18 protein-coding genes are annotated in these 23586 nt (G+C 69.0%); all 18 read right to left on the reverse strand.

The features are described 5' to 3' along the window. Nucleotides 1-5: 5 nt before the first annotated feature. Nucleotides 6-1589 (reverse strand): FxLYD domain-containing protein, encoded by a 1584-nt coding sequence (locus VNE60_01985; GenBank protein HVB30277.1) that lies wholly within the window; start codon nucleotides 1587-1589, stop codon nucleotides 6-8. Nucleotides 1590-1663: 74 nt separating this feature from the next. After that, a complete protein-coding gene (gene larC, locus VNE60_01990; protein ID HVB30278.1) occupies nucleotides 1664-2836 on the reverse strand; it encodes a nickel pincer cofactor biosynthesis protein LarC in 1173 nt (390 codons plus the stop codon). Nucleotide 2837: 1 nt separating this feature from the next. Continuing rightward, nucleotides 2838-3983, reverse strand: a complete 1146-nt coding sequence (locus VNE60_01995) for a threonine synthase (GenBank protein ID HVB30279.1) — start codon at nucleotides 3981-3983, stop codon at nucleotides 2838-2840. Continuing rightward, a complete protein-coding gene (gene uvrC / locus VNE60_02000; GenBank protein HVB30280.1) occupies nucleotides 3980-5845 on the reverse strand; it encodes an excinuclease ABC subunit UvrC in 1866 nt (621 codons plus the stop codon). Before uvrC ends, VNE60_01995 begins: the two co-directional genes overlap by 4 nt. A 37-nt stretch (nucleotides 5846-5882) precedes the next feature. Beyond that, nucleotides 5883-7505: a murein biosynthesis integral membrane protein MurJ gene (gene murJ, locus VNE60_02005; protein HVB30281.1), complete on the reverse strand. Its 1623-nt coding sequence runs from the start codon at nucleotides 7503-7505 to the stop codon at nucleotides 5883-5885. Beyond that, nucleotides 7495-9078 (reverse strand): bacillithiol biosynthesis BshC, encoded by a 1584-nt coding sequence (bshC, locus tag VNE60_02010; GenBank protein ID HVB30282.1) that lies wholly within the window; start codon nucleotides 9076-9078, stop codon nucleotides 7495-7497. Before bshC ends, murJ begins: the two co-directional genes overlap by 11 nt. 154 nt (nucleotides 9079-9232) lie before the next feature. Next, nucleotides 9233-9694, reverse strand: a complete 462-nt coding sequence (locus VNE60_02015) for a 23S rRNA (pseudouridine(1915)-N(3))-methyltransferase RlmH (GenBank protein HVB30283.1) — start codon at nucleotides 9692-9694, stop codon at nucleotides 9233-9235. A gap of 22 nt (nucleotides 9695-9716) precedes the next feature. Continuing rightward, nucleotides 9717-11024 carry a Glu/Leu/Phe/Val dehydrogenase gene (locus tag VNE60_02020; protein HVB30284.1) on the reverse strand — a complete coding sequence of 436 codons (1308 nt, stop codon included), beginning with the start codon at nucleotides 11022-11024 and terminating at the stop codon, nucleotides 9717-9719. 22 nt (nucleotides 11025-11046) lie between these two features. Then, nucleotides 11047-12069 carry a tetraacyldisaccharide 4'-kinase gene (gene lpxK / locus VNE60_02025; protein ID HVB30285.1) on the reverse strand — a complete coding sequence of 341 codons (1023 nt, stop codon included), beginning with the start codon at nucleotides 12067-12069 and terminating at the stop codon, nucleotides 11047-11049. An 8-nt stretch (nucleotides 12070-12077) separates the two neighbouring features. Continuing rightward, a complete protein-coding gene (locus tag VNE60_02030; GenBank protein HVB30286.1) occupies nucleotides 12078-12761 on the reverse strand; it encodes a lysophospholipid acyltransferase family protein in 684 nt (227 codons plus the stop codon). Continuing rightward, nucleotides 12758-13882, reverse strand: a complete 1125-nt coding sequence (gene lpxB, locus VNE60_02035; protein ID HVB30287.1) for a lipid-A-disaccharide synthase — start codon at nucleotides 13880-13882, stop codon at nucleotides 12758-12760. The genes VNE60_02030 and lpxB overlap by 4 nt, the downstream gene beginning before the upstream one ends. Continuing rightward, complete coding sequence (locus VNE60_02040; GenBank protein ID HVB30288.1) at nucleotides 13875-14855, reverse strand: Gfo/Idh/MocA family oxidoreductase; 981 nt, start codon at nucleotides 14853-14855, stop codon at nucleotides 13875-13877. The genes lpxB and VNE60_02040 overlap by 8 nt, the downstream gene beginning before the upstream one ends. Nucleotides 14856-14872: 17 nt before the next feature. Next, the gene (lpxA, locus tag VNE60_02045; protein HVB30289.1) at nucleotides 14873-15649 is read right to left on the reverse strand and encodes an acyl-ACP--UDP-N-acetylglucosamine O-acyltransferase; all 777 of its coding nucleotides are present in this window, start codon (nucleotides 15647-15649) and stop codon (nucleotides 14873-14875) included. Further along, nucleotides 15646-16914: a UDP-3-O-acyl-N-acetylglucosamine deacetylase gene (gene lpxC, locus VNE60_02050; protein HVB30290.1), complete on the reverse strand. Its 1269-nt coding sequence runs from the start codon at nucleotides 16912-16914 to the stop codon at nucleotides 15646-15648. Before lpxC ends, lpxA begins: the two co-directional genes overlap by 4 nt. Further along, nucleotides 16911-17978 (reverse strand): UDP-3-O-(3-hydroxymyristoyl)glucosamine N-acyltransferase, encoded by a 1068-nt coding sequence (lpxD, locus tag VNE60_02055; protein ID HVB30291.1) that lies wholly within the window; start codon nucleotides 17976-17978, stop codon nucleotides 16911-16913. The genes lpxC and lpxD overlap by 4 nt, the downstream gene beginning before the upstream one ends. Continuing rightward, on the reverse strand, nucleotides 17975-18562 hold the full coding sequence (locus tag VNE60_02060; protein ID HVB30292.1) for an OmpH family outer membrane protein: 588 nt from the start codon (nucleotides 18560-18562) through the stop codon (nucleotides 17975-17977). Before VNE60_02060 ends, lpxD begins: the two co-directional genes overlap by 4 nt. 11 nt (nucleotides 18563-18573) lie before the next feature. Then, nucleotides 18574-21012, reverse strand: a complete 2439-nt coding sequence (bamA, locus tag VNE60_02065; GenBank protein HVB30293.1) for an outer membrane protein assembly factor BamA — start codon at nucleotides 21010-21012, stop codon at nucleotides 18574-18576. A gap of 72 nt (nucleotides 21013-21084) precedes the next feature. Beyond that, complete coding sequence (locus VNE60_02070) at nucleotides 21085-23577, reverse strand: ATP-dependent Clp protease ATP-binding subunit (protein ID HVB30294.1); 2493 nt, start codon at nucleotides 23575-23577, stop codon at nucleotides 21085-21087. Nucleotides 23578-23586 lie beyond the last annotated feature (9 nt).

The following is a 23586-nucleotide window of genomic DNA, read 5'->3' on the forward strand; positions in this document are numbered from 1 at the left end:
CGGCGTCAGTCCAGCGGCGCGTACTTGAATGCCGTGATTCCCGGGGCGGTGACGGTCATGGAGAATTGGCCCGTCGATTGCCCGCTCACCGGACCCACGGTGGTCTGCTGCGACGCCACCACCTTCCCGTCCTTGTCGAGGAAATCCACCTTCAGCGTGAACGTCTTGTCGGACGCCGTGTTGTTCTCGATCACGCCGGCGAGAGTGACCTTGTTGGCGACGTCGCTGAACTCGGAGAACCGCACCCGCACCGGCATGCTGTCGGTGGCGATGTTGGCCTTCACGGCCAGGTCGGTGTAGAACCGGTTGGAGTCGGCGGTGATCGTGGCCGAATCGGTCAGCACCTTCTTGAGCTTCGCGTCCTTGGTCTTCGCAAACCGGGTCACGATGTCCCGGTTCATGTCGCCGTACTTCTTGGCCAGTCCGGCGTACGTGAGCGTCGCCACCCGGCCGTTGTCGCCGTCGGGATCGACCTCATGCAGCCGGGTCACGAGCGCCAGCGCCGTATCGTAATGCTGGGCCTTGAGCTCGAAGATCGTGAGATTGGCGAGCGCATCGCGGTGATACGGGTTCATCTCGTATGCGGCGTGGAAGAGCTTGAGCCCCGCCGCGGCGTCGTCGGCCTTGGATGCCCACACGCCCGCCTGGACCAGTTCGTTGAACGTGTAGGCCGAGGGGTTCTGCAGTTGCGGCTGGTACGTGGCGCGCGCGGCCGCCGTGTCGCCCATCGCGAGGTAGACCGTCACCAGGCCCGATCCGGCCTGGCCCCGGTAGGCGGACTTGACGGTGGTGTCCTTGACCAGCGTCTCGAACGCGGTCCTCGCGACGCCCAGATACTTCTGCTGGTTGGGCGACGCGTTGGCACCTGCCGCGGCCGCCAGGTTGCCCAGGTTGAGCAGCGACTGGGTGCGCACTTCTTCGTAGGCCGAGTCCTTGGCGGCGGCGATGGTGCGCTGGAACAGGTCGATGGCCGAATCGGTCTTCTGGCGGCGGTCGGCGACCTGGGCCATGACCATCCAGCCATAGGGCGCCCGCTTGTTGAACAGGAGCGACAGGCGGGCGTGGGCGTCGGCGGAGTCGAGGCTGCCGGCGTTCAGTTCCTGGATCGCGCCGTTCACGAGGTTGATCCAGGCTTTCTGACTGCGCCACTTGAGCGTCTCGACCTCGCACTCCGGCATGGCGGTCTCGACCGCCCCGAACGCCGAATCGATGGCGGCGGGCAGGTTCACCATGCTGTCGGGATTGGTGGCGTAGCCAATGGTCCCGCGCTTCGCGGTGAGCGGCACGTTGGGCTGGACCGTCCACAGGACGAGGAGCTTGCCCAACTCGTAGGCGTGGCCGATCGGGTTCTCCACGGCGCCGGTGTTTTCGGTGAGGATGTGCACGGCGGACGCGAGCTTCTTCTGCTCGTCGGCCGGTGCCGCGCCCTGGGTGCCCGCCACCTGGGAAATCGTGAGATAGGCGCGCGCGACTTCGGATGGCTTGCCTTCGTCAATCGTGCACTGCTTGGCCTCCTGTGCCGCTGCAGGCAGTGCCAGCATCGTGGCGAACACGAGCGAGGTGATGGCCGTCGACCGGAAGACCAGCATCGGAATCTCCTAGAAATTTCGTGTGCAACAGCGAGTTGGGGGTCCCCGTCGGGGCACGCCCCGGGGGAAGGGGGTCAGTCTCGGTCCGCCTCGGAAGCGGCCTCCAAAAATATATCCCGTAGGGGACGCCCTGTCGCCAGGGCCACCCGTTCAACGTCCGCATACTCCGGTTTAGTCCGCCGGGTGCCGTCGGCCAGCATCGCCACCTTCACCTTGATGGTGTGTCCGGCGACGGTCACGCTCCGGAATTCGCGGGGTACCGCGTGCCGCTCCACGACGGTGCGGCGGATACCGGTCGTCGTGGTCTCACGAAATAGTACGCGCTCCACGGCGCCGGCGCTGGCGGGCGCACAGAGGACCTCGATCCGTGCCCCCGGCCGCCCCTTCTTCATCACGGTCGGGATGATCACGACGTCCAACGCCCCTTCCGCGCGCACCCGGTCGGCGGCGCCGGCCAGGTACTCGCCGGTCATGTCGTCCAGGTCGCAGGCAAGTTGCACGAGGTGCTCCACTTCGAGCCCGTCGCGTTGCTCCGCCTCGCCGAGGATGATCCGGAGCGCATTGGCGCGACGGGGGAATTCCTTGGTCCCGGCGCCGAACCCGCTGCGCACCGGGGTATAGGGCCCCACCAATGGGCCGGAGGCCAGGACCCGGACGAGCGCCGCGCCGGTGGGGGTGACCAGTTCACCGGATTCGGGCGGTCCGGGCACTACCCGCAGACCTTCGAGCAGGCGCAGCGTGGCGGGCGCCGGCACCGGGAGCCGGCCGTGCGCGGCGTCCACGTACCCGTCGCCCACGCTGATCGGGTTGCAGTAGATGCGCGTCACGCCGAGGAGATCGAACCCCCACACCGAGCCCAGTACGTCGAGAATGGCGTCCACGGCGCCGACCTCGTGCAGGTGGACGCGGTCCACCGTCGTGCCGTGGATACTCGCTTCCTGCTCGGCGATGGCGGTGAAGGCGGCGTCCGCCCTGGCCTGCACGTGGGGCGGCGCCTCGGAGCGGGCCACGATCTCGCGGATCTGGCGCAGATGGCGCCCGTGCGGCTGCGGTGGAATATCGAAGTCCACTTTGGTGCACGTGATCGCCGCGCGATCCACGTCGCGGATGCGCACGGTCACGCCGTCGAGGCCGAGCCGTGCCGGGAGCGCGCGCAGCCAGTCGGGATCGAGCCCGACCGCGATCAGGGCCCCCAACGTCATGTCACCCGAGATCCCACTGAAGGGATCGAGAATTGCGATCGGCATCTTAGAACCGGTATGAAGCGCCACTGCCCGTATTGAACACCACGACCTCGGCGTCGCGCGGAATGCGCCCGGCCGCCGCCAGCTGCTCGGTCACGGCGAACGCGCACCCGCCCTCCGGGCACACATCGATGCCCGACGCCTTGGCGAGCCGCGCGGTGGCGGCGCGGATGGCATCGTCGCTCACGGCGTGGGCATGGCCATCGCTCTCCCGCAGGGCGCGGAGGATCAGGCGGTCGCCCAGCGGCCCGGGCACGCGGAGTCCGCTGGCATAGGTCTGGGGATCCTGCCACGGCGTGGCGCGGTCGGCGCCGTCGTGGAAGGCGCGCACCATCGGCGCGCACCCCTCGGCCTGGGCGACGATCATGTGCGGGAAGGCCTCGGAGGGCGACAGCCAGCCGTACGCCTTGAGTTCCGCGAACACCTTCCACATGCCGATCAGTCCGGTGCCGCCGCCGGTGGGATACACGATGTGCGTGGGGAGCCGCCACCCGAGCTGTTCCGCCACCTCGATGCCCATCGTCTTCTTGCCTTCGATGCGGTATGGCTCGCGGAGCGTGGAAACGTCGAAATACCCACTCTCGGCGGCAAAGGCCTTGGCCTGCTTGCCGGCGTCGCCGATGTGGCCGTCCACCAGGCGGAGGTCGGCGCCGAGGGCGGCGATGGTATCGAGGATGGGCTTGGGCGTGGTGGCCGGCGCGTAGACGCGCACCGGTAGCCCCGCGGCGGCCGCGTACGCGGTGAGCGCGGCACCGGCGTTGCCCGCGGTAGGCACCACGAGGCCAGGCACCTTGTGGCCGGCGGCGCGCGTGACCGCGGCGCTCATTCCGCGGGCCTTGAACGACGCGGTGGGATTCAGGCCCTCGTCCTTGACCCACAGCCGACGCACCCCGATCTCGCGCGCGAGCGCCGGGAACTCCTGGATGGGCGTCGTGCCCTCGCCGAGCGATACCGGTTCCTCGTCGGCCAGCACCGGCATGATCGCGCGGTAGCGCCACATGTCCCACCGGCTGGCGATCGCATCGCGGCGCGGCGCGGGCATGTCGTAGCGCACGAGGTACGGCTGCCCGCATTCCGGGCAGACGGTGGCCAGGCTGTTGCCGGGCGCCTGGTGAGAACAGGCCGAGCATTCCAGATGCCAGTGCGTCACGACGATTCCTCGGGAAGGGTGGGCGCCGCCGGCTCCGCCGGAGGCGCGGTGGGTGATGCATGGTGGAGCGCTGCCAGGATACGCTCGGCCGAGTTCGTGCTGAAGCCCGGCAGCGCGGCGATCGTTGCCGGGTCGGCGTCGCGGATCCCCTGCAACGATCCGAAGGCCTGCAGGAGTTGGCGGCGCTTGGTATCGCCGACGCCGGGTATGTCGAGCAGCGCCGAGGTGACCGTGCGCGCGCGCCGACGTTCGCGCTGGAAGGTGACCGCGAACCGATGGGCTTCGTCGCGGGCCTGCTGGAGCATGCGCAGCGCGGGCGACCGCCTGGGGAGGCGCAACGATTCCGCGCGGCCGAGCACGAAGATCTCCTCGTCCCGCTTGGCCAGGCTGATCAGCGGCATCTCGCCGAGGCCCAGTTCCACCAGCGCGTTATGGGCGGCGCCGAGTTGCCCCTTGCCGCCGTCGATCACGGCCAGGTCGGGCAGCGCTTTCTCGTCCTCGCGGCGTCGGGCGAAATAGCGCGTCACCACCTCGTGCATGGAGGCGAAATCGTCGATGCCGTCCACCGTCTTGACCTTGAACTTGCGATACTCGGCGCGATGGGGGCGCCCGTTCTGGAACCAGACGCACGACGCCACCGTGTCGGTGCCCTGGGCGTGGGAGATGTCGAAGCACACGAGCGTGCGGGGCAGCTTCTGGAGACCGAGCTGCCGCTGCAACTCATAGACGGGGTCGCCGGCCCGCTCGGTGGTCTCGTCGCCCTCGAGCAGCGCCTCCTCGAGCATGTGGCGCGCGTTCTGCTCGGCCAGCGTGACCAGTTCGCGCCTCGGCCCACGTTGCGGCACCGACATGCGCACGGCGCCGAGCGAGGCCGCCACCAACTCGGGGTCGTCGCAGGAGAACGGCAGGAGCAGGTCGGCGGCCCGTTCCTCGAGCGGGAGGTATCCACCCACCAGATACGCGGAGAGCACGGCGGCATCGCTCTCGCCCTCGACGTGTTCCGCGAACTGGTGCTCGCGCCCGAGCAGCTTGCCCGATCGGACCCGCAGCAGCACGACGCACGCGTCGTCGCCGTCGCGCGCGAACCCGATCGCGTCGCGGTCCCCGCCCTCCACCTCGAGGACGACCGTGGGCTCCTCCATCTGCCCCAGATGCTTGAGCGTGTCGCGCAGCTCGGCGGCGCGCTCGAAGTCCAGCGCGTCGGCGGCGGCATCCATGCGCGCGCGCACCCGGCGCACCACCTCGTCGGCGCGGCCATCGAGGAACACGAGCACCTCGTCGATCATCGCGCCGTAGTCCTCGCGCGTCTGCAGCCCCACGCACGGCGCCTTGCACCGCTTGATGTAGTAGTCCAGACAGGGCCGCTCGGGCATCTGGCGCGGCATGTCGTAGTTGCACGAGCGGACGGTGAAGATGCGCTTCACCACGTTGAGCGCGCGCCGCATCGCCCCGACGTCGGTGTAGGGTCCGAAGTATCGGGCGCCGTCGTTGAGCAGGCGCCGCGTGACGAGCACGCGCGGGAACGACTCCTGCACCGTCACCTTGATGTAGGGGTACGACTTGTCGTCGCGGAGAACGACGTTGTACTTGGGGCGGTGTTCCTTGATCAGGTTCGATTCGAGGACGAGCGCCGCCGTCTCGCTCGGCACGACGATCGTGGCGAGGTCGGCCACCTGGCGCATCATCATGCGGGTCTTGGGGCTCTCGATGCGGTCGGCGGCGAGGTAGCTCCGCACGCGGGACCGCAGCCGCTTGGCCTTGCCCACGTACAGCACCTCCCCCTGAGCGCCCTTCCAGAGGTAGACGCCCGGAGACTCGGGGAGATGACTCACCCGATCGAGAATGCTCGCCGGAGGTGGCACAGGTGAATTATATCGTTCGCGGGCCGGGCGCGGCGCGTCAGCGCCGCGGGCGCAGCCGGCGGCCGAATCCGGCCAGAATGCCGTGCGCTTCGGGCACGCGCAACAGCATGGCGCCACCAAGATACGCCGCGCCGTACATGGCGATCACGGCGAGGCCGGCCACCATCCGGCGCCAATCCGCCGTGTAGCGCTGCACGAGCACGGCCAGCGCCGCGCTGGCCACGGCCAGCGCCCAGAGGGTGATCGTGAACCGACCGGTGAGTCCGGTCGGGCCGATGCGCGCATTGAGGCGGCGGCGCAGCAGCGTGAACTCGACCCACGCCGCGATGCCGGCCGAGGCCGAGAGCCCCGCCGCGCCCCAGTGCGCATCGAGCCCGGCCCAGCGGGGCACGCCGAACGCGAAGGTCGCGCCGAGCACCGCAGTGAGCGCCACGCGGATCACCGCGAACCGCAGCGGCGTGCGCGTATCGCGGAGGGCGTAGTAGGTGGACGAATACAGGCGTCCCAACGTGCCGGCGAGCAGCCCCACGGCCGATCCGCAGAGCACCGCCCAGGTATATACGGCGTCGGTGGCGGTGAAGTGGCCGTGCTCGTACACCAGGCGGATGAGCACGTCGCCCAACGCGACGAACGCCACCGCCGACGGCACGACGAGGAACGCGATGCGCCGGAGGCCGGCGTCGATGCGCGGACGCAGCATGCCGCCCGCCTCGTGCTCCTCGGCCGTGGCCCGCGACATCTCCGGCAACTCGGCCACCGAGATCGCGGCGCCGAACATGCTCACCGGCAGCATGTAGAGCGTGGTGGCGAAGCCGAACACCGCCACCATCCCGTACGGCAGGTAGCTGGTGAGGATCTGGTCGATGTAACTGCTGATCTGGACCACGCCGCGGCTCACGAACGCCGGGCCGAAGTTGCGGAGAATCTCGCGCACGTTGGCGCTGGTCGTCTCGAGCGCCACGCGCAGCCGCGGCGCCACCTTCCGCACGGCCGGCAGCTGCACCGCGAACTGGAGCATGCTGCCGCACACCGACGCCCAGGCCATGACGGTGACCACGTGCGCCTTGTCGGGCATCGATCCCCACCACACGAGCGCCACGATCAACGACAGGTTCCAGGCCATCGGGGCCGTATAGGCGATCAGGAACTTGCGGTGGCTGTTCAGCACGCCGAGGCACCACGCCGACAACGTCAGGAAGCCGGCCCCGGGAAACAGGATCCGCGTGAGCGCCACCGTCAGGTCCCGGCGCTCGCCGGTGAACCCGGGCGCGATGGCGTAGATCAGCAGCGGCGCCGCGAGCACGCCCGCCAGCACGAAGACCGCGATCGTCAACCCGAGGATCGCCGCCACGGCGCCGGCCACGCGATCGGCCTCGTCGTCGTCCCCGGCGCCGAGCAGCCGCGCATACACCGGGACGAAGGCCGCCGACAGCGCGCCCTCCCCGAACAGATTCTGCAGGGTATTAGGAATCCTGAATGCCGCCGTCCAGGCCTCCGCCGCCACGCCCGTGCCCAGGTAGCGCGCGATCAGCGAATTGCGGACCAACCCCAGGAGCCGCGACCCCAGCACCCCCATCGACACGAGCGCCGCCGCCGCCCCCGTGTGGCGCCGCGGCGCACGGTGGTCCTCGAGCGCGTCGCCGCGCGCGTCAGCGGCCACCGGTCGCTCCACCGCGTGGCGTGCCCCGCACGACCCCGGCCGCGTACGCGTCCGCGGCCTCTCGCATGCCCACCCAGAGCCCCTCCCCGTGACGCGCCAGGAACGGGAGGAAGTTGAGCGTCCGCTCCTGCCGGTGACCCTCCGGCCAGATCGACGCCCGCGCCAGCCGCGCATCGCGCAGCGCGTCGCTGCCCCGCCGCTTCGCCGCCGCCAGCAGCCGCCGCTCCAGCCGTTCGATGCGGAACCCCATCTGCCGCTCCGCGCCCTGCACCACCTCGGGCCGGAGCAGCGCGCCCCCCTCGGCCGCGGCATCGCGCGCGCCCAGCGCCTCCAATCCGCCGCGCATCGCGGCGCGGAGATCATCGAGGGCGCGTTGCACGTCCTGGGGGACTGCGGCGCGGGCGGCCCGCGCCTCCAGCGCCGCGCCGTCCTGCAGATCGTCGAGCCCGGCCCCCAATCGCGCCAGGGCGCGATCCACCGCGGGCTCGACGATGGTACACGACCACCGCGGCACCGCCAACGGCTGCGCGGCGCCCAGCGCGTCAGCCACCGCGGAAACCTGCGCGAAGTACGACAACTCACCAGGCCCCGCCAGGTACGCCACCGTCGGGAGCACCGCACGTTCCATCACCGGCCGTAGCAGAACGTTCGGGCTCAGCGCTTCCGGCCGCGCGGACCGCCCAACCGCCGCCGCCTCCGCTACGGGGACGCGCCGTTTGCGCCCGCCCTCATGCACGAACACCGTCGACAGCCCGGCCACATCCGCCACCTGGGGCGCGTAGCCGCCCGCCGTGAGCCAGGCGTGGCGTGCGTCGAGTGCGGCCGCCACCTCGCCCGCCCGGTCGAGCGCCGAATGCAGCACGTCGGCTCCGACCTGGCGCACCGCCGCGTGAGACGCGTCGAGCACGGCGATCCCGAGGGGTTCGAGCAGCGCCCGCAGCAACGCCACGTACGCCGCGCCGACGGTGGCCCGGCCGCTGTATGACGACGCGGCCGCCGTGTACGCCCGTTCGTACGCCATCGAGCCGCAGGCCTCGCGCAGCCGCCCGAGTTGGGGCCGGACATCGCCAAGCGCCGCCAGCGTCATCGGAGTACCTGCCGCGGGCTCGTCGGCGGCCACCAGCCGTTCCACGCGCCCGTCGACGATCACGTAGGTGTAGCTCGCCTCGGCGTGGTCGGCGTCGTCGGTCGCCGCCCAGAACACCGGCGCCATCGGCACGCCCGTCTCGCGCTCCAGCGCATCCGCCATGGCCAGCGCGCCGAGCGCCTTGGCCCAGGTATAGACCGGACCTCCGAACAACCCGGCCTGCTGTCCGGTGGTGACCACCGCGCCGCCCGCGGCCGCCACCCGTTCCAACCGATCGAGCGCGGCGCCGCTCGCGCCGAACGCATCACGCAGCGCGGGCAACCAGCCGCGCGACGCGCCTGCCGCCACTTCACGCGCCCGCGCGCGCCAGGCGTCGGCGCTGACCGGCGCCCGGACCGCGATGCGGGCGTCCAGCGAGCCCGCCTGCACGGCACGCGCGAGCGCGGACCCGCCCAGCGGCTCGGTGATGACGCGCGGAGCACTCATGGCGCGACGGCCGCAACCGCAGTCACGACGGACGGCGGGGGCACGCGGCGGGAAATCTGGTACGGACGGCGGGCGAACATGGACACCAAGATAGCCACACGCGGGAGACCCAAGCCACAGCGGCCCGAGCGGCGACGCGGCGCGGCCCGAGCGGTCATTTGTGGTACGGTTCCCCCCGAACGATCGTCCCGGCGCGATAGAGCTGTTCGGCGAGCACCAGCCGCGCCATCTCGTGGGGGAGCGTCCAGGGCGCGAGGGCCAACTGCTTGACCGCGGCGTCGCGGAGCGCCGGGGCCACGCCGAACGCGCCTCCGACCACGAACGCGACGTCGCGGGCCCGCTCCCTCGCCTGCTGCAGGAACAGCGCGAAGGCAGCCGAGGTCATGCGGTCGCCGTGCTCGTCGCACACCACCACGTCGGCCCCCTTCACCTTGGCGGCCAGGCGCTCGCCCTCGCGGGAACGAACGAGGTCCGGGGACGCCGACCGCGCCGGCTCCTCCCGGACCTCGTGTACTTCGAGCGGCCAGTACCGCGCCGCCCGTGCTTCGTAAGACTCGATCGCCGCCGCAAGCCCCGCATCCCGCGGCCGGCCGACGACGGCGACGATGACCTTCATGCCGAGCGGGCTCGGCCGTGAATCACGCGTACACGCCGCGGAGCCGGTGCACGGTGGCCACGCGGCTGATCGACAGCATGTACGCCGCCGTGCGCATGTTCACCTTGTGCGTGAGGGACAGGCGCAACACATCGGCGAAGCTGTTTCGCATGATGTCGGTGAGGCGCTCGTTCACCACGTCCTCGGTCCAGAAGTAGCCGCCGCGGTCCTGCACCCATTCGAAGTACGATACCGTCACGCCGCCGGCGTTGGCCAGGATGTCGGGGATCACGAACACCCCCTTCTCGTCGAGGATCGTGTCGGCGTTGGCGGTGGTCGGACCGTTGGCGCCCTCGCAGATGATCTTGGCACGGATCTGACCGGCGTTCTTGCTGGTGATCACGTTCTCGAGCGCTGCCGGCACCAGCACGTCCACGTCGAGCGTCAGCAGCTCGTCGTTCGTAATCGCGTCGCCCCCCGTGAACCCCTCGAGCGACTTGTGGTCCCGCACGTGCTTGATCGCGGCGTCGATGTCGATGCCGCCCTTGTTGTGGTAGGCGCCGGTGCGGTCGCTGATCGCCTGGACCTTGCACCCCTCGCGCACCAGGAGCTGCGCCGCCACCGAACCCACGTTGCCGAAGCCCTGCACGGCCACGGTCGTGCCCTTGATCGGCATGCCCAGATGCTTGAGCGCTTCCTTGGTGACGATCATGCACCCGCGCCCGGTCGCCTCGCGACGGCCGAGCGAACCGCCCATCTCCACCGGCTTGCCGGTGACCACTGCCGTGACCGTGTGGCGCATGTGCATCGAGTACGTGTCCATCACCCACGCCATCACGCGCTCATTGGTGTTGACGTCGGGTGCCGGGACATCGGAATCGGGCCCCAGCGTGCTCATGATGCCCGAGGTGTACCGGCGCGTGAGGCGCTCCAGCTCGCCCACGCTCATGCTCAACGGGTCGCAGATCACGCCGCCCTTGGACCCGCCGAACGGCAGGTTGACGACGGCACACTTCCAGGTCATCCAGGCCGCGAGCGCCTTCACCTCTTCGAGGTTCACGCGCATGTCGAACCGGATGCCGCCCTTCGCGGGCCCGCGCGACGTGTTGTAGAGCACGCGGTATCCGGTGTATACCTCCACCTCGCCGTTGTCCATCATCACCGGAATCGAGATGATGATCTGCTTCTCGGGATGGCGCAGCACCTTGTACAGCCCGGGTTCGAGATCGAGCAATTCGGCCGCGCGATCGAACCGTGACATCATCCCCTCAAAAGGATTCTCCTCGTCGAGAAAGCGGTCCTTGTCGGGGCGAACGATTCTATCGGTAGGCAGTCTGAGATCAGTTGCCATGGGATTCGGAAAGAAACCGGCGTTATCCGGCGGTTGGAGGGTTGGAGCGGAGCCTCGCCAGGGTTGCTTCGAGCACCTCTTCCATGTGTTCCATCCCCAGTTCAATGCTCAGCCGTTGTGAAACATACCATAGCGGCACGCGGCCGGGCCACCGCGACGAAATCTTCACCGCGTCCTTGAGCGTGCACAGGGCCAGATCGCCTTCCGCAGCCGCGGCCGAAGCACCGGCCAGATCGGCATCCGTGAACGCGTGATGGTCCGGGAAGGCGTGAAGCTCCACTTCGGCGCCGAGCGCGCGCAGCTGGTCGGCCAGGATACCCGGCTCGCCCACTCCGGTCACCAGCACCACGCGCCGGCCCCGCAGCGCGTCGAGCGGCAGGGACGCACCTCCGTTCACCCGCTCCAGCGACGCCGGCGCCAGGCTCACCACCGCACCGGGGGCGTCCGAAATCTTGGCCGCCTGCGCCATCACCGCCGCGGCCTGCTCCAGCGAGGCGGTCTTGCGGGTGACGACCACCAGTGACGCCCGGCCGAGTGCCCCGACCGGTTCCCGGTACGGGCCCGCCGGCAGGAGTCGCCGGGCCTGCAGCCCGCGTTCCGCCGCCACCAACACCAGATCCGCCACGCGGCCGATCCGCCGGTGCTGGAACGCGTCGTCGAGCACGGCCACCGTGGCCCCCTCTGCCCTGGCCCGGCGAAGCCCCGCCGCGCGGTCGGCATCGCACACCACGGGCACCCCAGGATTGAGCCGCTCGTGTACCAGGGGTTCGTCCGCGCCGTATCCGCGAAGGACGACCGCAGGCCGCGCGCCGCGGCGGGACAGTTCCGCCACCAGCCAGGCCGTCACCGGGGTCTTGCCTGTCCCGCCCACCGTGAGGTTGCCCACGCTGATTGCGGGAATGGCAGCGGGAATCACCGCCAGCATTCCGCAGTCATACAGCCCATTCCGGACCGCCGACGCCGCCCGATAGACCAGCTCGGCCGGCCAGAGCGCGGCCCGCGCAAGCCGAGCCGCCGGACCGCGCCCGAACCAGACCCGAGCCACGAGCGACCTCAACCTGGCTCCCCCGCTGCCCCCGCCGCGCTCACAGCCGGGCCGCCCGCCGCCGCCACCGCGGCCTCCAGGGCGGCCAGAAACCGCGGTGTTTGGGCTGCCAGGCTGCCAGGATCGCCCGTTGGTGGCGGTATGGGATCACCGTACGCGATCGTGACGCGGGCGAAGGGCTTGGGAATTGCAAATCGATCCCAGCTTCCCAGGTGCCAGGCCCGCGACACATGGGCGCCGAACGGAATCACCGGACAGTTCGCGCGTTGAGCCACGAGGAGGGCGCCGGGAGCAAAGCTGTGGTTGGGGCCGCGCGGACCGTCGGGGGTGATCCCCACGTCGTACCCCGCTTGGAGCTCGCGAACCATCGCCACCAGTGCCCGGCTGGCCCCGCGCGACGACGAGCCGCGGACCAGCCGGTAGCCGAGCGCCTCGGCAACGCGCGCGATGATCTCGCCATCACGGTGTTCGCTGATCAGCACGCTGATGTTCTGGCGCCGGTGGACCCAGAGATGCGGCAACAGCTGGCCATGCCAGATGACGATCACCACCGGCTGCTTGGTGCGGCGCGCTTCACGAAGCGCGGCATCGTTCACGTAGCGCACGCGCCAGGTACGTCCGAGCAGTCCCACGATCACCAGCCCGGCGCGCACGATCCACCGCATGCGCCAGTCGTCGTGGGTGGCGCTCATGCGGCCCCCGCCGCGGCCAGCGTCGCCGCCATGTCGGCCACGCGCCCGGCGGCACCCGGCGTTCCCAGGGCCGCGCGGACGTCTGCCAGCCCCAGCAGCATTGCCGCGCGCTCGGGGCTGTCGGTGCGCAGGAGAGGCTCCAGCGCGTCGGCCACGGCGGCCGGCTGCAGGGCGTCCTGGACGAACTCCGGGGCCACGCTCCGGCCCGCCACCACGTTGACGAGCCCGATGTGCGGGATCTTCACCAGCCGCTTGGCCAGGGCGAAGGTGATCGCGCTCGTCCGGTACGCCACGACGAGGGGGCACCCCGCGACGGCGGCTTCGAGCGTCGTCGTTCCGCTCTTGCACATCGCCGCATCGGCGGCTCGTAGCACGGTGAACGAGGCGGAGTGCACCATGGGGAATGGACACTTGGCCGGGTCGAGGGCCACGGTCGGCGCCACGCTCACGACGACCTGGAGTCGCGGATCGCGGCGGCGCAGTTCGTCGGCCACCCGCACGAAATCGTCCAGGTGGCGAAGGATCTCCTGCTCGCGGCTGCCCGGGAAGAGGGCCAGCACCGGCGCGTCGTCGCGAAGACCCAGCGTGGCACGCGCCGCGGCCCGGTCGGGCATGTGGGCGGCGCCATCCAGCAGTGGGTGTCCAACGAACGTGGCATCGATGTGGTGGGCGGCCAGCAACTCCTGTTCGAAGGGCAGGATGACCGCCGCGCGCGTCACCCATCGCGCGAGCTTGTCCAGCCGTCCCGCGCCCCACGCCCACACCTGGGGCGTGATGTAGTACAGCACGGGCACGCCGGCGCTGGCGGCGATCTTCGCGATCTTCATGTTGAAGCCGGGGTAGTCGATGAGCACCACGAGCGCCACCTGGCCGCCGCGGATGCGCGCCTCGAGCCGGCGCAGCAGCGCCCAGTGCCTGGGCAGGTGGCGCAGGACCTCGACGAACCCCATCACGGCCATCGTATCGGCGTGCTCGAGCAGCGTCACGCCGGCGTCGCGCATCCGGTCGCCGCCGACGCCCACCAGCGCGAACGGCGCCCCGCGGGCGGTCAGTTCGCGCGCGACGCCGGACGCATGCAGGTCGCCGGACGCTTCTCCGGCGACGAACAGCACCTCACGCACGCGTGCCGACCCCGGCGCCCTTGAGCGCCGGCAGCGTGCGTTCGATCTCGCGAACGATGCGCAGCGCCACGGCGAGCGCCTCGCGTCCGTCCTCGCCGCTCACCATCACCGGCGACTCGCCGCGCACCGCCTGCAGGAAACTCTCGAATTCCAGCCGCAGCGGTTCGCCCTCCGGCGCCTCGAGCGGGACGCGCTCCACGAACGCCTCCACCGACGCCGACGCCTTGGCCAGCGCCGCCATGTCGACGTCGGTGCGCAGCCGATAGAACTCGCCGTTGCCGGCCGCCAGATCGAGCGACAGGTACCCGCTGCCCTGGAAGATGCGCAGCTTGCGCGTGCGGTCGCGCGACACGCGGCTGGCGGTGATGTTGGCCACGGCGCCCGACGCGAATTCCAGCCGCGCGTTCGCGATGTCCACGAACGGCGTCAGCACGGGAATCCCGACCGCGGTCAGGCCCGCCACGGGCCCGCCGACGAGCGTGCGCACGAGGTCGATATCGTGGATCATCAGGTCGAGGACCACGGCGACGTCCGAGCCCCGCGGATTGAACGGCGCCAGGCGATCGCTCTCGATGAACCGCGGCGCATCCACGTACGGGAGCGCGGCGCGGATGGCCCGATTGAACCGCTCCACGTGCCCGGTCTGGATGAGCGCGCCGGTGCGCGCGGCGATGCGCACGAGGTCGTCGGCCTCGTCGAGCGTGGCGGCGATGGGCTTCTCGATGAGCAGGTGCTTGCCCCGCTCCAGCGCCACCTTGGCCACCGCGTGGTGGGCCGGCGTGGGGACGACGATCGTCGCCGCGTCCACCTCGTCGAGCAACGCCTCGACGCTGTCGAACGCCCGCACGCCGAGTTCTCCCACCACGTGGGCCGCGCGGTCGGCCTTCGCCTCGTAGAAGCCGGCGAACGCCACCCCGGGCATGTCGCGCAGGATGCGCACGTGATGGAACCCGAGCGCTCCCGCTCCGATCACTCCGACACGAATATCCCTCACACCACCACCCCGCGGTCGCTGTCTTCGAGGAACTGGAGGAACCGCACGACTTCCGGAAACTGTTCGAGCTCGGTCTGGGCCCGCGCCTTGGCCTGCGACACATTGAGCTCCGACTTGAAGAACATGCGATACGCCTTCTTGAGTTCGCGCAACACGGGTTCCGGAAAGTTGTTGCGCTGGAGCCCGATGCTGTTCAGCCCGTAGAGCTTGATCGGGTTGCCCACCGCCTTCACGTACGGCGGCACGTCCTTGGCGATGCGCGAGCAGCCACCGATGAACGCATAGGCGCCGATCTTCACGAACTGATGCGCGGCGCTCTGGCCCGACACGATCGCGCGATCATGGACCGTGACGTGCCCCGCGAACTGCACGGCGTTGCCGAGGATGACATGGTCCCCGACGTGGCAATCATGCGCCAGGTGCACATACGACATCACGAAACAGTTCTTGCCCACGGTCGTGTGATACGACTGCGTGGTGGCGCGATTGATCGTCGAATACTCGCGGATCACCGTATCCTCGCCCACCTCGACCGTCGTGTACTCGCCCTTGTACTTCAGATCCTGCGGGTCGCCGCCCAGCACCGAGCCGATGCCGATCTTCACGCGCGGCGCGAGAAACACGTTCTTCTCGAGCACCACGCGGGCCGCGAGCTTGCAGCCGTCGCCGATCGTGCATCCCTCGCCCACGATCGCCCAGGGCCCGATCTCGACGTCGGCGCCGATCTTGGCATCGGGCGAGATGATCGCCGTGGCATGGATGGCGGCGCTCATCGGTCGCGTACCATGGCGCCCATCTCCGCCTCGGCCACGATCTCGCCGTCCACCTTGGCCACGCCCTTCATCTTGCACATCGTGCCCCGGATATGGAGCATGTCGAGCTCGAAGCGCAGTTGATCGCCGGGCCGGACCGGCCGCCGCCACTTCACGTGATCCAGCGACGTGAAATACACGACTTTGTTGTGCGAATCGGGCAGGGCGCCCATCAGCAGCAGCCCGCCCACCTGCGCCATCGCCTCGATGATCAGCACGCCGGGCATGATCGGATGCCCGGGAAAATGCCCCTGGAAGAACGGCTCGTTGATCGTGACGTTCTTCAGCCCCACGATGCGCTTCCGCGGCTCCATCTCGAGCACCCGGTCCACGAGCAGGAACGGGTATCGGTGCGGCAGCACCTTGATGATATCGTCAATCTGCAGCACAGTCGTCTCCTTCTTGAGCGCCGCGCGCATCGCGCGGACGAGTCGCACGGTCCCGCGATGACTCGGCTTCACGGCCACCACCCGCGCGCGGACGCGCGCGCCGGCGAGCGCCAGATCTCCCACACAATCCATCGCCTTGTGGCGCACGAATTCATCGGGCCACCGCAAGGCGTTCTCCACCACCCCTGATTCGTCGAGCACGACGACGTTCTGCGTCGACGCCCCCTGGATCAGGCCCATGGCGCGCAGCGACTCCACCTCGCGGGTGAACCCGAAGGTCCGTGCCTGCGCCAACTCCCGCACGAAGACGTCGGCATCGATGCGCGACGCCCAGCGCTGGCGTCCGATCAGCGGATGCGGAAAGTCGATCGTGACATCCAGCTCGAGTCCGGGCGCCGGGTACGCCTCGTACACCGACTCACCGTCCACCACGCGCACCGGCTCCTGCAACTCCCAATACTGCGCGATTCCCGGCTGCGGCGCGATGCCGGCCCGGGTGAGCGCGTCCACGAACGGCGCCGCGCTCCCGTCCACGATCGGCGGCTCCGGGCCGTCCAGCTCGATGGTCAGGTCGTCGATGCCCAACGCCCCAACGGCCGCCAGCACATGCTCCACCGTGTGCACCGACTGCGGATCGTGCCCCAGTTGCGTGCGCCGATCGGTGAGGACCGCCGTATCCACGCTCACGGGGATGGTTGGCGCGCCCGGCAGATCGGTGCGGCGAAACACGACCCCCTGTCCGCTGGGCGCCGGCTGGAACGTCAGGCGGGACACCACGCCGAGGTGCAGCCCGACGCCTTCCACCGACTGGGCCCCCCCGATCGTGCGCCGCCTCACACGTCCTCCGACTTCTCGAGCAGTCGTTCGATGCGGCGCATCAGCCCGGCGACCTTGAACAGCGCGGCCTGGGCCCGCAGGGCGTCCTTGTGCGGACGCGCCGGATATCCGGACCAGGTCTCGCCCGCCGGGATGTCGCCGAAGACGCCCGCCTGCGCGGCCACCGTGGCGCCTTTGCCGATCGTGTGGTGCCCCGCCACGCCCACCTGCCCCGCCAGGATACACCCGTCCTCGATGTGCACCGAGCCGGCCACCCCCACCTGCGACATGAGCAGACACAACCGTCCGATGCGGACGTTGTGCGCCACCTGGACGAGGTTGTCGATCTTCGTGCCGGCGCCGACGATCGTGTCGTCGATGCTCCCGCGGTCGATCGTGGAATTGGCGCCCACCTCGACATCGTCCTCGAGAATGCACCCGCCCACGTGCGGGATCTTGTCGTGCTTGCCGTCGCGGAACACGTAGCCGAACCCGTCCGATCCGATGCGCGCCCCGGAGTGCACGATCACGCGCCGTCCCAGCCGGGCGTTCGCGTAGACCGTCACGCTGGGGTAGAGATGCACGTCGTCCGCCAGGTGCACGCCGGCGCCCACGAACGTCTGGGCGTCGATCGTCACCCGGTCGCCGAGCACCGCGCCAGACTCGATCACGGCGTAGGGGCCCACGCTCGGCGCGGCCCCCATCGTCACGCCCGATCCGATGACCGCCGTGGGATGGATGCCCGGCACCCGTTCCGGCATCCGGTAGAAGCGCGGGATCAACGAGAGCAACGCGTCGTGCGGCTTGTCGACGACGATGCGCGCCGCCGCACCCGACGGCAACGTGGACGTCTCCGCCGACACGAGGATCACGGCGGCCGACGATCCGGCCATCAGCGCGGCGTACTTGGCCGACCCGCAAAAACTCAACTGGGTGTGGCTCGCCCTATCGAGCGCCGCGATCCCCCGCACCTCGGCCGCCCCATCACCGATCAGCGTCCCGCCCACGAGCTGGGCAATAGCACCGGCGGTGAGGACGCGAGCGCCCTCACCGCCACGATCGTTCGGAGCCGTTCCTGACGTCACTCGAGCGGCGAATCTTTGGGCTTCTTGACCGCCTTCGCCGACGAGTCGCTCTTCGCCGCAGCCGCGATCTTGAGCCGCGCCACCACCTTGTCGGTGATGTCCAGATTCTTGTCGCCGTCCACCACCGCCGACTGGTCGAGAATCAGGGAGTAGCCATTCTCCTCGCGGATCTTGTCGAGCATGTCCCGCACCGCCTGCATGACCGGGCCCATCAATTCGGTCTGCCGCGCCTGCGCCTGCTGATTCAGCTGGTTCTGCCGATCCTGATACTCCTGCTGCTTGGCCTGGATCGCCTTCTGGCGCGCGTCCTTGGCCGCTGCGGTGAGCGTCGGCTCCGCCTTCTGGTAATCGGAGATCATGGTCTGGATCGTGGTGGTGAGCTTGTTGAGCTCATCGCCCCACGCGGCGGACTCCTTGTTGTACGTCGACTCGGCCGCGGCCCGGCCCGGCGCCACGTCGAGCAGCGCCTGCGTGTTCACGTAGACGATCTTGGGCTGCGGAACCGGTTGCTGCGCGCGACCTGGGGCCGCGGTGAGGGCAAGACCGACGGCCACCAGGGCCGTCGCACGAACGATGGATTGCATGAACGCTCCGATTAGTAGAACTGTCCGAATTTGAAGTGCACCTGCCATGCGGGCGCCCTCCGCCCTTGGGCATCGGTCCGATCGAGGCCGTACCCCAGATCAACACCCAACGGGCCGAGCGGCGTCACTACCGAGCCGCCGAATCCGACGCCGCGGAACAGGCGCGTCGGATTGAAGTCACTCGGCGTCGCATAAACGTTGCCGGCATCGTAGAAGGCGTCCAGATACAACTGTTGATTCACTCGCAGCCCGAGTTCCGCCGTGGCGCTGAAGAACGCGTTGCCGAACGACGCGCGCTGCGCCTGGTACTGGTTGGTCTGCGAGATGTAGCCCTGCGGCGTGATCGAGAACTCGCTGTAGCCGCGCAGCGGTTCCCCGTACTGCACCCCACCCATGGCGAACGACTGCGAGACGAAGAACGGTCCCGGATCGCCGAACAGCGCGCCCCAGCGCGTCGAGAGGCCCGCCACCACCACCATCGGCTGCGAGGCCAGCGTGCTGCCGCCGATGGTGCCCAGTGTCGCATAGGAACGCATCTCGCCCGTGTACCGTTGGTACGACGCCGAGCCGCCCAGCGGGCCACCGTTGAATTCGGCTTCCACGGACTGGTGGACGCCGGACGTGGGGAACGGCATGCCCAGCCGCGTATCGCGGTCGAGCGTGACGCCCACCGTGGACCGGAAGCAGCTCGTGGCCTGGCCGCTGCCGTTACTGCACGTGGGGATGGTTCCCACGAGCCCATAGTTGCCGTACTTCACCGACTCGCCGCCGTAATTCACGAACAGGCGGGTCCACCGGGAGCCCGCCACCGGGAAGCCGAACCGGATCTGGCCGCCCGTGGTCGTGCTCTGGCCGATGTTCTGGATCGTGAACCGCGACTGCGAGTGGTAGGCTGTGATCGAGCCCGAATACTGCGATTCCTGAATGGCCGGGTCGGTGTACGAGATGCTGAAGTCGTTGATGTACTGCCCCTTCTGCCACTGCACCGAGCCCTTCTTGCAGCGCCCGAACAGGTTCGGCTGATCGAACCCGATGAACCCGCCGATGCCCGTGCCCTGTCCCACCGACGCGCCGAAATTGATGTTGCCGGTGCGCTTCTCCTTCACATGGAACGTGATGTTCACATCGCCCTGGTTATTGGACGGCTCCACGCTCGGCTCGGGCAGGGGCGAATCGAAGAACCCCAGGTTGGAGATGTTCTGGTAGCTCTGCATCAGGCGATCCTTGTTGAATACGTCGCCCGGAACCACCATCAACTGCCGCCGGATACAGGTCTCGTCGGTGATATCGTTGCCGGTGATGTTCACGCGGTTGATGATCGCCGGCGAGCCTTCCGAGATCTCCCACCGCAGGTTGACCTTGGCCACCGAGTCGCCCTGGATGTCGCGCTCCACCACCGGGTTCACGCGCGCGTAGATGTAGCCTTCATTCGCGTACGCGTCCTGGACGTGCGAGGTCGCGTCGTCCCACGCCGAGCGGTTGAAGATCGTGGCATCCTGCTCGACGCCCGGATGGAGCAGGCCCTTCAGGGTCTGCATCATCGTCCTCGAGTGCGGCGTGAACGGGTACATCTTGGCGATTTCCTGGCTCGTGAACTGTCGGCTGCCCTCGACCGAGAACTCGCCCACGTGATACTGTCGGCCCTCCTTCACCTGCAGGTCGACCAGCGCCTTGCCACGCGCCCGATCGAGGATCGTCGTGTCCTTCACCACCTGCATGTCGATGAGGCCGCGATCGGCGTAGAGTCCGGGAATGCGCTCGGTGATGTCGCTGGCCAGCGCCGCGTCGTCGAGTTCGCCCTTGTGCCAGAAGAAGAACCCTTCGGGCTTGGTCTGCATCGCCGCCACGATATCGTTGGCCGACACCACCTTGTTGCCTTCCACCTTGATGCCCGACACGGCGGTGCGCCGGCCCTCGTCCACGTGGAAGAGCACGCGAGCCGACGTGCTATCCACGTACGTCGTCTCGGCCCGCACCTGGGCAAAGGCGTAGCCCTTGGCCTGATAGAGCGAATCGATCTTCACCATCGACCGCGCCACCTGCTGCGGATCGATCGGGCGCCCGATCAGCAGATCCACCTGATCGCGCACCGAGCCGATGGATACCCGCTCCGGGCCCGCGACGTCGACGTCCACCAGCACCGGGCGTTCCTTGAGCAGGAACACCAGCACCGACTTGCCGTTCGGGCGCGGCTCGCACATCGCCCGCACGTCATCGAACTGCAGGGTGCCGTACAGCGCCTTGATCGCCCGCTGCAGGATGCGGTAGTTGAGCGGCGAACCGGGCGTGATCCCGGCGTCGCCGGCCAGGATCGCATCCCCGAGCCGCGTATTGCCGCGGAACAGCACCGAATCGGGCTGTGTGCACGCACCGGCCGTCCCGGTGTCCTGGGCAACGGCCGCCGACGCCGTCACGAGGATGGCGATGAGAGGTAAAACCAGTCTGCGCATGGAGATCCTAAATATACACAATGCGGCCGGCCCGGCCCCCCCAGGGGCCCGGGGCCGGCCGGTGAGTACCGCCTACGCCTTGGTGCTGCCCGCCAGCACGCGGAAGTCGAGCTTGGTGCCGTCCGCCGAGACATCTACTTCGAGCTCTTCACCGCGCGAGAACTCGCCCATCAGGATCTTCTCCGAGAGCGGATCTTCGATGAACCGCTGAATGGCGCGCTTGAGGGGGCGGGCGCCGTAGCTCTCATCATACCCGTGCTGGACCAGGAAGTCCGTGGCCGCGTCGGTGAGGGTCAGCGTCAACTCCTCCTCGCTCAGCCGTTTGCGCACGTCGCGCAGCATGATCTGGACGATCTGCGCGATGTGGGTGCGATCCAGCGGATGGAACACGATCACGTCGTCCAACCGGTTGAGGAACTCGGGGTTGAACGTAATCTTGAGCTCCTCGCGCACGCGTTCCGCGATGCGATCGAAATTCGACTGGCCGTCTCCGGTCGCGAAGCCCAGCGTCTTGCCCTTGGTGATGTCCCGGGCGCCGACGTTGGACGTCATGATCACCACGGTGTTCTTGAAATCGATCACCCGGCCGTAGTTGTCGGTCAGGTGGCCCTCGTCCAGCACCTGCAACAGGATGTTGAACACGTCCGGATGCGCCTTCTCGATCTCATCGAGCAGGATCACGCTGTACGGCTTGCGCCGCACGGCCTTGGTGAGCGTGCCCGACTCCTCGTATCCCACGTACCCCGGCGGGGCGCCGATCAGGCGCGACACGGAGAACTTCTCCATGTATTCGCTCATGTCCACGCGGATCAACGCCTGGGGATCGGCAAACAGGAACCGGGCCAGCGAGCGCGCCAACTCCGTCTTGCCCACGCCCGTCGGCCCGCTGAAGATGAACGACCCGATCGGCCGGTTGGGGTCCTTGAGGCCGGCGCGGCTGCGCCGGATGGACCGCGCCAGGGCCCGGATCGCCTCGTCCTGGCCGATCACGGACTGGTGCAGCTCGTCCTCCATGCGCAGCAGGCGCGTGGTTTCCGCCTCCTGGAGCCGCGTCACCGGGATGCCCGTCCAGCGGCTGACGATGAACGCCACTTCCTCTTCCCCGAGCACGGGCCGGTGGGACTGGCGCCGCTTTTCCCAGGCTTCCTGCTTCTGGCGGATCTCACCCTGCAGTTCACGCTCGGTGTCGCGGAGGCTGGCCGCGCGCTCGAAATTCTGATCGCGCACCGCCGCTTCCTTGTCGCCGCTGACCTTTTCGAGTTGGCCCTTCAATTCCGCCACTTCGGGCGGCGGCGCCTGGGCGGCGAGCCGCGCCCGCGCGCCCGCTTCGTCGATCACGTCGATGGCCTTGTCGGGCAGGAACCGGTCGGTGATGTAGCGCTCCGACAGCTTGGCCGCCGCCGTCAGCGTGGTGTCGGGGATCGTCACGTGGTGGTGGTCTTCGTACTTCTGGCGCAGCCCCTTGAGAATCTCGATCGTCTCGTCCACCGTCGGCGGGTCGACGATCACGGTCTGGAAGCGGCGCTCCAGCGCGCCGTCCTTCTCGATGTACTTGCGGTACTCATTGAGCGTGGAGGCGCCCACGCACTGCAGTTCGCCGCGCGCCAGGGCCGGCTTGAGCATGTTGCTGGCGTCGATCGCGCCTTCGGCGGCGCCGGCGCCCACCAACGTGTGCAACTCGTCGATGAACAGGATCACGTTCTTGTTCTGGGCGATCTCGTTCATCACCGCCTTGAGCCGCTCCTCGAACTGGCCGCGATACTTGGTGCCGGCGATCACGGCCGCCATGTCGAGCGACAGGACCCGGTGGTCGCGCAGCGATTCGGGGCACTCGCCGTTCGCGATCAGCTGGGCCAGGCCCTCGACGATCGCCGTCTTGCCCACGCCGGGCTCACCGATCAGCACCGGGTTGTTCTTCTTGCGGCGCGTGAGGACCTCCATCACGCGCTCGATCTCCTTGCCCCGGCCGATGGTCGGGTCGAGCTGCCCCTCGGCCGCCAGCTGGGTGAGATCGCGGCAGAAATGGTCCAGCGCCGGCGTTTTGGACTTCTTGTCGCCCTTGGGAGCGGTCGTCGGCGGCGGCTGGCCCACGCCCTGCTGCGCCGTGGCCCCGGCCTGTACGTCGGTGCCGAGGATGCGCAGCGTCTCCGCGCGCGCCGCTTCGAGGCTCACGCCCGCCTCGGTCAGCACCTGGGCCGCGATGCCCTTCTCTTCCCGCAGGAGCCCGAGCAGCAGGTGCTCGGTGCCCACGTAGCTGTGGTTGAGTTCCCGTGCTTCGGCCATCGCCAGCTCGAGCACCTTCTTGGCGCGGGACGTATACGGCAGATCGGGACCGGTGGCCTGTGCCGCCTTTCCCTTGCGGACCGTCTCCTCGATCTTCTGCTGCACCTCGTCGAGTTCGACGTTCAGGTTCTGCAGCACCGTAGCCGCCACCCCCTCACCCTCGCGGATGAGGCCGAGCAGGATGTGCTCCGTGCCGACGTATTCATGATGCAGGCGCGCGGCTTCTTCCCGCGCCATCGCGAGGACTTTCCTGACCCGCTCGGTGAAGTTGTAGCCGTTCATCGTACCCTC

Source organism: Gemmatimonadaceae bacterium (assembly GCA_035533755.1).
In the GTDB taxonomy this organism is placed as follows: Bacteria; Gemmatimonadota; Gemmatimonadetes; order Gemmatimonadales; family Gemmatimonadaceae; genus JAGWRI01.

What these genes read in the sequence shown, in the direction of transcription:
- VNE60_01985 (HVB30277.1), bottom strand. Translation starts at nt 1,589, where the DNA reads ATGCTGGTCTTCCGGTCGACGGCCATCACCTCGCTCGTGTTCGCCACG.
- larC (HVB30278.1), bottom strand. Translation starts at nt 2,836, where the DNA reads ATGCCGATCGCAATTCTCGATCCCTTCAGTGGGATCTCGGGTGACATG.
- bshC (HVB30282.1), bottom strand. Translation starts at nt 9,078, where the DNA reads ATGAGTGCTCCGCGCGTCATCACCGAGCCGCTGGGCGGGTCCGCGCTC.
- VNE60_02015 (HVB30283.1), bottom strand. Translation starts at nt 9,694, where the DNA reads ATGAAGGTCATCGTCGCCGTCGTCGGCCGGCCGCGGGATGCGGGGCTT.
- VNE60_02020 (HVB30284.1), bottom strand. Translation starts at nt 11,024, where the DNA reads ATGGCAACTGATCTCAGACTGCCTACCGATAGAATCGTTCGCCCCGAC.
- VNE60_02030 (HVB30286.1), bottom strand. Translation starts at nt 12,761, where the DNA reads ATGAGCGCCACCCACGACGACTGGCGCATGCGGTGGATCGTGCGCGCC.
- lpxA (HVB30289.1), bottom strand. Translation starts at nt 15,649, where the DNA reads ATGAGCGCCGCCATCCATGCCACGGCGATCATCTCGCCCGATGCCAAG.
- VNE60_02060 (HVB30292.1), bottom strand. Translation starts at nt 18,562, where the DNA reads ATGCAATCCATCGTTCGTGCGACGGCCCTGGTGGCCGTCGGTCTTGCC.
- bamA (HVB30293.1), bottom strand. Translation starts at nt 21,012, where the DNA reads ATGCGCAGACTGGTTTTACCTCTCATCGCCATCCTCGTGACGGCGTCG.
- VNE60_02070 (HVB30294.1), bottom strand. Translation starts at nt 23,577, where the DNA reads ATGAACGGCTACAACTTCACCGAGCGGGTCAGGAAAGTCCTCGCGATG.